General features: G+C 39.8%; 11 protein-coding genes. All 11 read left to right on the top strand.

Translation table 11 applies throughout. From position 1 onward, the window contains the following. Positions 1-102: 102 nt before the first annotated feature. The 11 genes from BR30_RS0107095 to BR30_RS0107045 all read left to right on the top strand — a co-directional run bounded on the left by BR30_RS0107095 (position 103) and on the right by BR30_RS0107045 (position 12,647). Positions 103-810 (top strand): FadR/GntR family transcriptional regulator, encoded by a 708-nt coding sequence (locus tag BR30_RS0107095; RefSeq protein ID WP_026564406.1) that lies wholly within the window; start codon positions 103-105, stop codon positions 808-810. 277 nt (positions 811-1,087) lie between these two features. After that, positions 1,088-2,023: a 5-dehydro-4-deoxyglucarate dehydratase gene (kdgD, locus tag BR30_RS0107090; RefSeq protein WP_442852960.1), complete on the top strand. Its 936-nt coding sequence runs from the start codon at positions 1,088-1,090 to the stop codon at positions 2,021-2,023. Positions 2,024-2,032: 9 nt separating this feature from the next. After that, a complete protein-coding gene (gene gucD / locus BR30_RS0107085) occupies positions 2,033-3,499 on the top strand; it encodes an alpha-ketoglutaric semialdehyde dehydrogenase GucD (protein ID WP_026564404.1) in 1,467 nt (488 codons plus the stop codon). A 112-nt stretch (positions 3,500-3,611) separates the two neighbouring features. After that, positions 3,612-4,964, top strand: a complete 1,353-nt coding sequence (gene gudD, locus BR30_RS0107080; RefSeq protein WP_026564403.1) for a glucarate dehydratase — start codon at positions 3,612-3,614, stop codon at positions 4,962-4,964. 282 nt (positions 4,965-5,246) lie between these two features. After that, entirely contained in the window at positions 5,247-5,744 is a 498-nt protein-coding gene (locus BR30_RS0107075; protein WP_026564402.1) for a MarR family winged helix-turn-helix transcriptional regulator, read from the top strand. A 26-nt stretch (positions 5,745-5,770) separates the two neighbouring features. After that, complete coding sequence (locus BR30_RS0107070) at positions 5,771-8,857, top strand: MMPL family transporter (protein ID WP_026564401.1); 3,087 nt, start codon at positions 5,771-5,773, stop codon at positions 8,855-8,857. A 100-nt stretch (positions 8,858-8,957) separates the two neighbouring features. Continuing rightward, the gene (locus BR30_RS0107065) at positions 8,958-9,353 is read left to right on the top strand and encodes a VOC family protein (RefSeq protein WP_026564400.1); all 396 of its coding nucleotides are present in this window, start codon (positions 8,958-8,960) and stop codon (positions 9,351-9,353) included. Between the two features lie 23 nt (positions 9,354-9,376). Next, a complete protein-coding gene (locus BR30_RS0107060; RefSeq protein ID WP_026564399.1) occupies positions 9,377-9,745 on the top strand; it encodes an MmcQ/YjbR family DNA-binding protein in 369 nt (122 codons plus the stop codon). Between the two features lie 161 nt (positions 9,746-9,906). Next, the gene (locus BR30_RS0107055; protein ID WP_026564398.1) at positions 9,907-10,614 is read left to right on the top strand and encodes a M48 family metallopeptidase; all 708 of its coding nucleotides are present in this window, start codon (positions 9,907-9,909) and stop codon (positions 10,612-10,614) included. 33 nt (positions 10,615-10,647) lie between these two features. Beyond that, complete coding sequence (locus BR30_RS0107050) at positions 10,648-11,145, top strand: YehS family protein (protein ID WP_026564397.1); 498 nt, start codon at positions 10,648-10,650, stop codon at positions 11,143-11,145. A gap of 32 nt (positions 11,146-11,177) precedes the next feature. Then, positions 11,178-12,647: a protein adenylyltransferase SelO gene (locus BR30_RS0107045; RefSeq protein WP_026564396.1), complete on the top strand. Its 1,470-nt coding sequence runs from the start codon at positions 11,178-11,180 to the stop codon at positions 12,645-12,647. Positions 12,648-12,696: the final 49 nt, after the last annotated feature.

Genomic DNA, 12,696 nt, shown 5'->3' with positions numbered 1-12,696 from the left:
TTCTTTTAAACGATTTGATGTTACCATAAATCAGGTTGTTATTATGAATTATTTGTCTTACAATTATGCTAACTAGACTTACTTCAGGAGAGAAGGGGTATAATGGGTGAATCATCACCAAAGGTAGTTGTTAAGTCAGTCAATCGTAGTACGTTATCTCAGCAAGTTCTTGAGCAGATTGTTCAATTATTAGTTAGCGGCCAGCTGAAACCTGGGGATAAATTGCCTTCGGAAATGGAATTGATGGAGATTTTAGAGGTTAGCCGGCCTGTCTTACGGGAAGCTCTTAGTTCTTTAGAAACACTTGAAATCATAACACGGAAAACGCGGGAAGGAACCTTTTTTAATAATAAGGTTGGAACGAAACCTTTTTCGGTTATGCTGGCTTTATCTGCGGATAACATTCCCGCTGTGATGGAAGCCAGGATGGCATTGGAGTTGGGGTTAGTGACGCTTGCTGCTGAAAAGATCACGGATGAACAATTGCAAAAATTAAAAGAGACAATAGACCGAATAGAGAATAGTACTGACAATAATTATGGCCAATATGATAAAGAATTTCATCGGATCATTGCCTTAAGTGCGAACAACCAAGTCGTTGAAGGAATGATTAATTCTTTGCTGTTAACACATAACAAAACGGACAGTGTGATTAAATATAGGGAACGTGACCAGACCGTTGAACACCATTTGGCCATCTACCACGCATTAGCTAAACATGATCCTTTCGAGGCGTTTACCCAGATGTATCGTCATCTTGATTTTGTTCGGCAAAAGGTTTTACAACTGCATCAAGAAGAGAAAGAGTAAAAAACGGCAGCCTAAACGCTGCCGTTTTTTTGTGCGTATTTTCTATTAAATTGGATAAAGTCTTTACGAATTATTTCCTGCAACATTACCTGAGTGTTATTTATCTTGTGAAAATAGCTAGAATAATATATTAAATGGTTAAATCTATAACATTTATATAGTTAATGAATTCTTAAACAATAGAATAATCTAAATATTTATAATTGACAATATTTTTAATTTGTCTTACAATTATACATATAGACAAAATAACAAAAAAGGAAAGGTGGTAAAACCAATGATAGCCACTGAAAGAAAAGCACCTACAGGAATATTAGGATTTCCAGTTGCTCCGATGGATGCCTCTGGAAAGATTGATGAGAAGGCACTAGAAACGAACATTAAATTCTTGATTGACGAAGGTTTAAGTTCCATATTTATTGGCTGCGGATCGGGTGAATTTCACGCACTTAGCTTTGAAGAGTACGAAAAAAAGGTAGAAATTGCTTTATCTGTTGCCAAAGGGAAGGTTCCTGTTTATACCGGAGTTGGAGGTAATATTGCTCACGCTGTACAATTTGCCGAACTATCTGAGAGAATGGGTGCAGACGGATATTTGGTCTTGCCTCCTTATTTAATCGAGCCTGAACAAGAAGGCTTATATCAATATTTAAGTACCATCATTAAAAGTACCGATCTGAATGCTATTGTCTATCAACGGGACAATTGTGTGTTAACATTGGAAACGCTTCAACGCTTGATTGAATACCCACAGGTTGTTGGATTAAAAGATGGGCTTGGAAACATGGAACTCAACATTGAATTAACTCAAACAATCGGAAATCGCTTAGGCTGGCTCAATGGAATGCCTATGGCTGAAGTGACAATGCCTGCTTATGTGAATCTGGGCTTTGACTCCTATTCTTCTGCGATTTCAAATTATATCCCGCATATTTCGAAGTTGTTCTATGAAGCGCTGCTAAATCAAAATAATGAGTTAGTGAATGATCTTTATTTGCAAGTGATTTTGCCAATAAGCCGAATCCGCAGACAAAGAAAAGGGTATGCGGTTTCCTTGATTAAAGCGGGAATGAAAATTGTAGGGCTCCCTGTAGGGAACATGGTTCGTCCGCCGATCATTCCAGTGGAGCAGGAACACTACCAACAGCTTGAACAGATTATAAAAACAGCGTTTGATAGATTTCCAAAGGAAAGTAATAAAGCAACCGTATAGGAGGTACCGATGAATACATTAACCGAAACCAAAACTTACTTAAATTATATAAATGGACAGTGGATCTCTGCTGGTACGGGTAACGTACTGCCAAGTATTAATCCGGCCAATAAGAATGAGGTAGTAGGATACGTTCAAGATTCTTCGATTGATGATTTAGACCAGGCGGCAGCCAGCGCAAAAGTAGCGCAAAAAAAGTGGAGAAAGCTTGCTGGAAGTGTACGTGGGGATTATCTACATAAGGCAGCGGAGATAATGGAAAGCCGGCTCGATGAGATTGCCGAGACGATGACCAAAGAAATGGGAAAGACATTTCCTGAAGCCAAAGGGGAAACCGCAAGAGGAGTAGCGATCCTTCGATATTATGCGGGTGAAGGAATGCGCTCGATTGGTGATGTGATTCCTTCCTCTGATAGTGAAGCATTAATGTTTACCACTCGAGTACCATTGGGAGTGGTTGGTGTCATCACCCCTTGGAATTTCCCTGTCGCGATTCCAATATGGAAAATGGCTCCAGCTCTCATCTATGGAAACACTGTGGTGATTAAACCTGCTACGGAAACGGCAGTCACGTGCGCGAAGGTAATCGAATGTTTTGTTGATGCGGGATTCCCAGCAGGTGTCCTGAATATGATAACTGGGTCTGGATCTGTTATCGGCCAAGGGCTTGCTAATCATCCAGATATCAACGGGATTACCTTTACAGGTTCCAATGGGGTAGGAAAAAGAATTGGCCAAGCAGCACTAGCGCGTGGAGCCAAATACCAGCTGGAAATGGGAGGTAAGAACCCTGTGATCGTTGCAGCAGACGCTGATCTTGATTTGGCTGCCGAGGCTACGGTCAGTGGGGGATTGCGCTCGACTGGGCAAAAATGTACCGCAACCAGCCGTGTCATTGTTGAAAGCGATGTATATGAGGCATTTAAAGAAAAGCTGTTGCAAAAGGTGAAGCAGATATCGGTTGGCGACGGAATGTTAGATGGGGTCTGGATGGGGCCATGTGCTAATGAGAACCAGCAAAAAACAGTTCTGTCATATATTCAGAAGGGTACTGAAGAAGGAGCGGCATTGCTGCACGGCGGGAAAATTGCCAGCGGCCAAGGGCTGGAAAATGGATTTTTTGTAGAGCCGACGGTTTTTGAGAATGTTAAACCTGACATGACGATTGCCCGTGAGGAGATTTTTGGACCGGTTCTGGCTTTAATGAAGGTAGATTCAATGGAAGAAGCGCTAGAGCTTGCTAATGATGCCGAGTTTGGGTTAAGCGCATCTATTTTTACCACAAATATTGGAAGTATGATGTCCTTTATTAACGATATGGAGGCTGGACTTGTTCGGATTAATGCAGAGAGTGCAGGAGTTGAACTTCAAGCCCCATTTGGTGGAATGAAGCAGTCCAGTTCGCATTCAAGGGAGCAGGGACGGGCAGCTATCGAATTTTTCACTTCCATTAAAACAGTTTTTGTAAAGTCATAAGATAAAAGGGGTTATGCAGGAATGCATAATCCCTATTAAAGTAGCAATGATCAATAATGAAATTTTTTACCCGTAAAAAATACTATACTCTATTGATTGGAGACCTTTCTAAATGAATTTAGTGCAGAATGTTGTAAGCGTTACCCCTGTTATAACCGAAATGGATGTTTACCCTGTTGCAGGCCGTGACAGTATGCTGCTTAATCTTAGCGGGGCCCATGGTGCTTATTTTACAAGGAATATCGTTATATTAAAGGATAGCAATGGAAATGTTGGTGTTGGGGAAGTACCCGGCGGTGAGGGAATTCGAAAAACCCTCGAAGATGCGAAAGAATTAGTGATAGGTTCATCCATCGGCACTTATCATAATATCCTAAATAACGTCCGAAAAACCTTTGCCGGTCGCGATGCAGGCGGCCGTGGTCAGCAAACCTTTGACTTACGGATTACCATTCATGCCGTAACAGCCATTGAAGCTGCTTTATTAGACTTACTAGGAAAGCATTTAAATGTTCCAGTTGCCGCTCTTTTAGGAGAAGGACAGCAGCGTAATAAAGTAAAAACACTTGGTTATTTGTTCTATATTGGAGATCGGAATAAAACAGATTTACCTTATTATAGCAATCTAGATTCAGAGGTTGAATGGTATCGTATCCGCCATGAAGAAGCATTAACACCGGAATCAATTGTTAGGCTTGCAGAAGCTTCCCAAAAGCTCTATGGCTTTAAAGACTTTAAGTTAAAAGGCGGCGTTTTAGAGGGCAAGGAAGAAATAAAAGCAATTAAAGCTCTTAAAGAAAGATTTCCGGATGCTAGAATTACATTAGATCCAAACGGTGCCTGGTCCTTAAATGAAGCTATTGAGTTATGTAAGGATATGCATGGGATTTTAACGTATGCAGAAGATCCATGTGGTGCTGAAAACGGTTATTCTGGTCGAGAAATTATCGCAGAGTTTAGAAGACAAACAGGCCTGCCAACAGCTACTAATATGATTGCGACAGACTGGAGACAAATGGGCCATGCCATTTCATTACAATCTGTTGATATTCCGCTTGCCGATCCACATTTCTGGACAATGCAGGGTTCTGTACGTGTAGCTCAAATGTGTAATGAATGGGGATTAACTTGGGGCTCACACTCGAATAACCACTTTGACATTTCACTAGCAATGTTCACTCATGTGGCAACTGCGGCTCCTGGCAATATCACAGCAATTGATACACACTGGATTTGGCAGGAAGGTACAGAGCGGTTAACAAAAGAGCCATTCCAGATAGTTGATGGCGATCTTTATATTCCTGACAAACCAGGACTTGGTATTGAAGTAGATATGGATCAAATATTAAAAGCAAATGAACGATATAACAACATGGGATTGGGAGCTCGTGATGATTCTGTTGGGATGAAGTTTTTGATTCCAGGCTGGACATTCGATAACAAGCGTCCATGTTTAGTAAGATAACGAAAAATTAGGGTGGCTTAGTGGTCACCCTAATTTTTTTATTTTAAAAATTTTTTCTATTACGATAGATTTCTAATATTTACGTTTTAATATGCCATGCTTCAAGAGAAAGCAGCAGCATGAACAAAGTTCTTGTTTAAAAATGGGTTGTTGCCTTTGTTTATGTAATTTGGCAAGAGCACCTTACCATTGACAATTTTGATATATAAATCTACGATAGATAGTACACGATGTATCTTATGGGATGTATCGTGTGCTATTTTTTTATAAGGTGGTTAGTGAATGGTGGATAAAGCCGATTTTATTCGTGAATCTATCGATTTATTGCAAAGCTATATTATGAAAAGTCTGCAGAAACATTCCGAAGAACGGGGGGTCACAATTCCCCAAGCAAGAGTAATTGGAGAAGTGTTTGCCCATAAAAAAATTACTATTAAACATCTCTCTCAAAACCTCAAGATGACCCAAAGTACGGTTTCAGATATCGTTGAACGACTTACATCCAAAGGTTTCCTAGTGAAAACTCCTAACCCGAAAGATAAACGTTCAGTGGAAATCTCACTTTCAAACGAATTGTCAAAAGGAATAAATGAGGACATATCGGAAATAGCAAATAAGTCATTAGTAGATGTATTAAGTCTCTTAAACCCAGATGAGCAGGAAATGGTTGAAAAGGGTATGAGATTATTGGTATCTGCTGTAAAGGAAAAAATGGAGGCAGAAGGAATGGATAATCATGAATTCTTTGATGTTTTGTACTTTCCTGAAAAAACAAAATAAATTTCTAAAATAACGGAGGATACAAGGTGAGAAAGATTATTAAAGGCCGCTGGGCAATATTTTCAATTTGGCTGATAGTGACAATTGTGCTTACAGTCATTCAACCAGACATCAATGCCATACTGCGGCAACAAGGGCAGCAAGGAACAAGTAGTGACAGCCCCTCAGTCAAGGCAGATACGATTTTAAAAAAGATGGATACAACAGAAGGGGTCAACAACCTCATCGTTTTTTACGATAAAAATAAAATATCAGATGATGAATTGAAAAAAATTGGTGAGGCTGTGAAATCCATTAGCGATAGCAAATCTGAGCTTGGAATTGCAGACATCATGGATCCTTTCAGTATCCCCGAAGCAAAAAGCTCACTTGTATCTAAAGATGGTACAACACTGATGGTGAGTTTTAAGCTTGATAAAAAAGGACGAGAAGTAGATGATATCGAAAAACAGTTTGAAAGCAAACTGGATAATGTACCTGTTGAATACTATCTGAGCGGTGAAGACTTTATCAATAATGATTATTTGAAGGCTTCTCAAGCAGGTGTCGAAAAGAGTGCAGCATTAACAGTTATTTTTATATTAGTCGTCCTTATTCTAGCATTCAGGTCAGTTGTTACACCTTTGATTTCCTTAGTGGCTGTAGCTTTTTCCTATCTTTGTTCGATGGGAATTGCAGCTCAATTGATTGATAAAGCAGGATTTCCAATAACCAGTCTTACCCAAATGCTCCTGGTCCTTATCCTATTTGGGATTGGTACGGATTATAACATCCTTCTTTTTAATCGATTTAAGGAAGAACTATCCCATGGACACTCTATAGATGAATCAATCGTAAACACATATAAAACAGCAGGTAAAACCATTGCTTACAGCATACTCACTGTATTTATTGCGTTCCTTGCTCTCATTTTTGCAGAATCTCCAATCTATCGATCTGGTGTGGTGGTTGTCATCGGGGTAACCATATTATTGCTTGAAATATTGACCCTAACACCATTTATTATGAAGGTGCTAGGTAAAAAGCTATTCTGGCCATCCAAGAGTGTAAATGGTCATAAGGAAAACAAGTTCTGGGGAAAAACATCTTCCTTTGCTGTAAAGCATCCGATTATATCCACAGTTATCATACTATTAATATTAGGACCAATGATATTTTTACATCAGGAAAAGCTTAACTTCGATACCATAGGGGAACTTGGAAATAAATATCCTTCATCAAAAGCGATTAATTTGGTTGCGGAACATTTTGGCAAAGGTCAGGCCATGCCTGCAACTGTGGTCATTGATACTGGCAAGGCACTTGATAATAATGAATCTCTTTCAGTCATTGATAATATAACGGAAAGATTGAAGAGCATTAAGGGAGTGAAGCAGGTTTCTTCCATAACACAGCCTCAAGGTAAGCCAATTGACGATTTTTACGTTGACAGTCAAATGGGGTCTGTTACGGATGGCTTATCCCAAACTCAAGATGGTGTGGACCAAATCCATGATGGATTGAAACAAGCAGAAGATGGATTCGGATCAGCGGATTTTTCCAAAGTGGGTCAAATGGTGGATGGCACGGCAAAGCTTGAAGATGGAATGAATGCATTAACCAATGGATTAAAGCAAATCCAAACGGGTATTGACGATGGTTCAAGTAATTCAAAAACGATCACTAACGGTATTGCTGCCATTGAAACGAATCTCTCCAAAATGAGCAGTGGTGTTGCATTGCTCGCTGAAAATTATGGGAAGATGCAGACGGGATATAAAGAGATGGGAACCCACTATCAAGATGCATCGCAGGCTCTTCTTGGGGTAAAAAGTGCTGTGTCGCAAATGGAATCAATGGTAAATGCATTAGGAAGCAGTTATGCAGAGTCTCAAAGTGATTCTAATTATCTTGCATTGAAGCAAACGATCAATCAATTATCATCTTCATTAGGTCAAATTACACCTGAAGGAATCCAAGCATTAAATGCTAATTATAATGCCGTTACGGCTGGTTTTGGAAAAGCCAATAAAAATCTAACGGCCATAAGCAGCGGTTTATCGCAAATGGCAGATGGATTAAAAAAACTTGAATCTGGACTTGATCAAGCATCTTCAGGGATTGGCACGATTGTTAAGAATATGAACAGTGTAACGGATGGGCTGGGCCAGATGAAATCAGGGCAGCAGCAGCTTGCAGACGGTCTCAATGGATTCAGTGTTTTTGGAGAAAAACTGTCAGATGTCAACAACGGTTTAGAGCAAATTTCGGATGGTCTGGGACAAACGAATGGGTACTTAACACAGCTTAATACGAATAAAACCTTCTTTATTCCAAAGGAAGCTTTGACAAACAAGGACTTTAAAAAATCATTTGATACGTTCATGTCCAAAGATAGAAAAATTACTAAGTTTATGGTTGTTTTAAATGATGATCCATATTCTGAGAATGCTCTAAAGACTGTTGAACAAATCAATCAAACAGTTTCTGATGGATTGAAAGGCACCGTTCTCTCTGATGCAAAGAGTGGAACATCCGGACCAAGTGCGACTACAAACGATATGAATAATGTGTTGACCAGAGATTTAAATAAAACAACAGCGATTGTCATTATCGGAGTATTGCTTGTACTATTCTTTGTTATAAGATCTTTTTGGACACCGGTTTTTATTACGGCATCGCTAGTTGGGGCGTACTATGCAGCCATGTTCATCATTAATTATATTTTCATAGATTTGCAGGGGCTTGAAGGTATTTCATCCTTTGTCCCATTCTTCTCCTTTATCATCATTGTAGCTCTGGGAGTAGACTATAGTATATTTTTAATGATGCGATTTAAGGAATACCCTGATATGGCGGCCAAGGAGGCCATCGTATTGGCTTCAAGGCAAATAGGCGGTGTCATTATAGCAGCAGTTATCATTCTTGGCGGTACCTTTGCCACACTAATGCCTGCGGGAATAATACTTTTATCTGAACTGGCCATAGCTGTAATTTCAGGCCTCGTCATCCTTTGTTTTATACTGCTTCCTATCTTTGTGCCGGCATTGATGGCTCTTCCAGATGCTCTTGCAAATTTATTTTCTAGAAAAAAGAAAGCAGACTTAAGTTTTGAGAAAGAAGTAGTGTCATAATCGCACACTAGAAATAAAATTTTTTCAATTGATTGAATATTTTTCCATGCATGTCCTATAATAAAGAGGTTATATAAGACTCTTAGGAGGTAAGGTAATTATGGGGAGATTAGTTCATTTCGAAATTCATGTGGATGATATGGAACGGGCCAAAAAGTTTTATGGAGAGGTATTCGGATGGTCATTTCAAGATTGGAGTGATTTTGCAGGAATGCCTTACTTTGGAGCAGTAACTGGCAATGAAGATGAACCTGGAATCAATGGTGCGTTGATGCAGCGTCAAAGTGCTCCGCCAGTACCTAACCAACCTCTAAATGGATTTGCATGCACAATGGGAGTGGAAAACTACGATTCCACGGAAGCTAAGATTATTGAAAATGGCGGCAAAGTCGCATTGCCCAAATATGCTTTGCCTGGAATGGCGTGGCAAGGATACTACATTGATACTGAAGGAAATATATTCGGAATTCATCAACCAGATGCGAATGCAAAATAGATTGGTGATAGGTGAATAAAAACATGAAATCACTAGATTCGTCTGGCATGCTTGAAACTGTGCGCAAAATCTGTCTTGCTCAGCCAGAAGCTGTTGAACACATCGATGGTTTCGGTCACAATACTTTTAAAATCAATGGAAAATCCTTTGTGATTTCAGGTGAAAGTGAAAAAGGTTTCAGTTTGTCGTTCAAGTCAGATCGGGAGACTCAAGAATTGTTGCTCCAAAAAGAGCATTTTTACAAAACCCCGTATATAGGGCAACACGGCTGGGTATCTATTCAAAATCCCGATGAGGAAAATTGGGAAGAATTGACCGATCTAATTCAAGAAGCTTATTTACGTGCTGCACCAAAGCGTCTGGTTAAGCAATGGCATGAATTGAATAAATAGTGAAGAAAGGCGGATTCATCTGCCTTTCTTTATTTATGTTCTTAGTTTATTGTTTTTTAAAACGTTTCTCATGGACAAATCCCATACACTGGCATACACTAATCAGGGCTAGAGTAGTATTTTTATTGCATTTTACCTATTGTCATAATGCAGGTGATTAAATGATACATAATTATTTAGGTCAGACCATGAGTTTTGAGATAGTCTATAAAAAACGTGAATCGTTGGGCATTACTATAGATGTTTATGGCAATGTTGAAGTCCAGGCCCCTAAAGGAACAACTGATGAACGTGTACTTCAATTAATAGAGGAAAAATGGGATTGGATCCAACAAAAATCGAAGGAAATGAAGGATAGACTTCTGGGGCAAAAAGTGAAGATCTATAATCATGGTGAAATCTTCCTTTATTTAGGGAAAGAATATCCTATTAAGGTTTCTCAAGATATAAATATCTTACAAGACTATGTAGTGTTTGAAGGGGATATGTTAAAAATATATGTTAAACAACTAGAGGATGCAAAAATAAAACAAGCCTTAAAACGATTTTACTATCAAGAATGTAAAAAGTTAGTAGAGCGGAGTATTCGTTCTTATCAAAGGCATTTTAAAACAAAACCACGGTCTATCCGTATTTCAGATAATAACAGCAATTGGGGAACCTGTGATTCCAGGCAGCAGTTAACCTTTAATTGGAAGTTGGCGATGGCACCACAGCAGGTGATTGACTATGTAGTTGTTCACGAAATGTGCCATATGGTCCATCTTAATCATGATCGTTCCTTTTGGCGCCTTGTTGGTAAAATACTACCCGATTATGAAGAGCGAGAGAACTGGCTGGCATTATCAAGTTGGAAAATGACGGTTTGAATATGGACACAAAACTTTAAAGGAGGATTTTAGATGGATAATAATGATATACTGATTCGATTGAGATATGCACTAGAGTTAAAAAATAAAGAGATGGCAGAAATATTTAAACTTGGTGGTGTGGAAGTAACCGTTCCTGAGGTGATAAAGGTTCTCACAAAATCAGATGATGAGGCTGAGTATGACGAACAAATAAAATGTAATAACATTATGTTCGATTCATTTTTAAACGGTCTTATTATTTATAAAAGAGGCAAACAAGAGCCCAAACCAGGACAACCTGATACACCCGAATCGTCAATAAAGAAAAGCGCAAACGTAAATAATCTCCTTCTGAAGAAAGTAAAAATAGCGCTGGCATTAACGACTGAGGATCTTCTCGAAATATTCGAAAATGCAGGAATAACAGTAACAAAAGGTGAACTCGGGGCTCTATTAAGAAAAGAAGGACATAAAAATTATAAAGAGTGCGGCGATAAATTCGCTCGGAATTTCTTAAAAGGATTAGCATTAAAATATAGGGAATCCTAAATTACATACTAGAAACAAGAAAGGGGGATACGATGGCAACAGAAAAAACAAAAATTGGATGGAACTTTGATAACAGTTATTCCCGTCTGCCTGACATATTTTTTACCAGGACTGAACCAACACTAGTGCAATCACCCGAGTTAGTTATTCTTAATCGTTCACTGGCAGCTGACTTAGGTTTGAAGGTTCAGGAACTCGATAGTGAAATTGGCGAAGCAGTTTTTGCTGGAAACCAAATACCAAAGGGAGCAATGCCGCTTGCCCAAGCATATGCCGGGCATCAATTTGGGCATTTCACGAAATTAGGAGATGGCCGGGCTATTTTGCTTGGAGAACAAATTACTTCAAAAGGGGAACGAGTTGATATTCAACTCAAGGGTCCAGGAAGGACACCGTACTCCCGCGGTGGCGATGGTCGGGCAGCACTTGGACCGATGCTGCGTGAATACATTATCAGCGAAGCCATGCATGCGCTCGGGATTCCGACCACCCGTAGTCTAGCAGTTGTGACAACCGGAGAACCAGTATTCCGCGAAAGGACCCTGCCTGGTGCCATTTTGACTCGTGTGGCATCCAGCCATCTGCGCGTCGGTACTTTTCAATTTGCTGCGAAATGGGGAACGGTCGAAGAACTTCGGGCTCTTGCTGACTATACTATAGAGCGCCATTATCCAGATGTTGATACAGATGAGAGTCGTTATCTTGCTCTATTCCGAGAAGTGATTAAACAACAAGCCTCGCTTGTTTCGAAATGGCAACTGGTTGGCTTTATCCATGGTGTAATGAATACCGACAACATGACCATCAGCGGTGAGACCATTGATTATGGGCCATGTGCCTTTATGGATACGTATGACCCAGCAACAGTATTTAGTTCTATTGATACTCAAGGCCGCTATGCTTATGGCAATCAACCGTATATTGCTGGTTGGAATCTCGCTCGATTTGCAGAGACCCTTCTGCCGCTTATCCATGACAATCAGGAAGAGGCTGTTAAACTGGCTCAGGCTGAGATTTCAAAATATATGGAGTTGTACCAAAGCAATTGGCTTTCAGGAATGAGAGCAAAATTGGGGATTTTTAATGAAGAAGATGGGGACGCAACCATTGTTGAAAACCTCCTCGGTATAATGGAGAAGTATCAGGCAGATTATACTAATACTTTCCGAGCCTTAACAATTGAAAAGCTGGATGAAACGCTCTTAGTGGAGACACCAGAATTTAAAGAGTGGTTTCAGCAATGGCAGACACGACTTGGCAGACAGCAGGAATCAACCGCTGATTCTTATCAGTTAATGCGTAGCAGCAATCCCGCGGTAATTCCTCGTAATCACCGGGTGGAGGCTGCACTTGATGCTGCCGTGGATCAAGAAGACTACAGTGTAATGGAGAAGCTGCTTGATGTTCTTTCAAATCCATACTCGCATTCCCCTGAACAAGCTGAATACTGTAACCTTCCTGAACAATCTAACCAGCCTTACCGAACCTATTGTGGTACTTAAGCAGTGTAATTTACTAGAAGTACAAGATAATGCTAACCTTTAGATAGGT

This window comes from Bacillus sp. UNC41MFS5 (assembly GCF_000686805.1).
Note: the sequence above shows the minus strand (reverse complement) of the source record. Positions and strands in the feature narration are given on the sequence as shown.

What these genes read in the sequence shown, in the direction of transcription:
- kdgD (WP_442852960.1), top strand. Translation starts at nt 1,088, where the DNA reads ATGATAGCCACTGAAAGAAAAGCACCTACAGGAATATTAGGATTTCCA.
- BR30_RS0107055 (WP_026564398.1), top strand. Translation starts at nt 9,907, where the DNA reads ATGATACATAATTATTTAGGTCAGACCATGAGTTTTGAGATAGTCTAT.
- BR30_RS0107095 (WP_026564406.1), top strand. Translation starts at nt 103, where the DNA reads ATGGGTGAATCATCACCAAAGGTAGTTGTTAAGTCAGTCAATCGTAGT.
- BR30_RS0107065 (WP_026564400.1), top strand. Translation starts at nt 8,958, where the DNA reads ATGGGGAGATTAGTTCATTTCGAAATTCATGTGGATGATATGGAACGG.
- BR30_RS0107075 (WP_026564402.1), top strand. Translation starts at nt 5,247, where the DNA reads ATGGTGGATAAAGCCGATTTTATTCGTGAATCTATCGATTTATTGCAA.
- BR30_RS0107050 (WP_026564397.1), top strand. Translation starts at nt 10,648, where the DNA reads ATGGATAATAATGATATACTGATTCGATTGAGATATGCACTAGAGTTA.
- gucD (WP_026564404.1), top strand. Translation starts at nt 2,033, where the DNA reads ATGAATACATTAACCGAAACCAAAACTTACTTAAATTATATAAATGGA.
- BR30_RS0107060 (WP_026564399.1), top strand. Translation starts at nt 9,377, where the DNA reads ATGAAATCACTAGATTCGTCTGGCATGCTTGAAACTGTGCGCAAAATC.
- gudD (WP_026564403.1), top strand. Translation starts at nt 3,612, where the DNA reads ATGAATTTAGTGCAGAATGTTGTAAGCGTTACCCCTGTTATAACCGAA.
- BR30_RS0107045 (WP_026564396.1), top strand. Translation starts at nt 11,178, where the DNA reads ATGGCAACAGAAAAAACAAAAATTGGATGGAACTTTGATAACAGTTAT.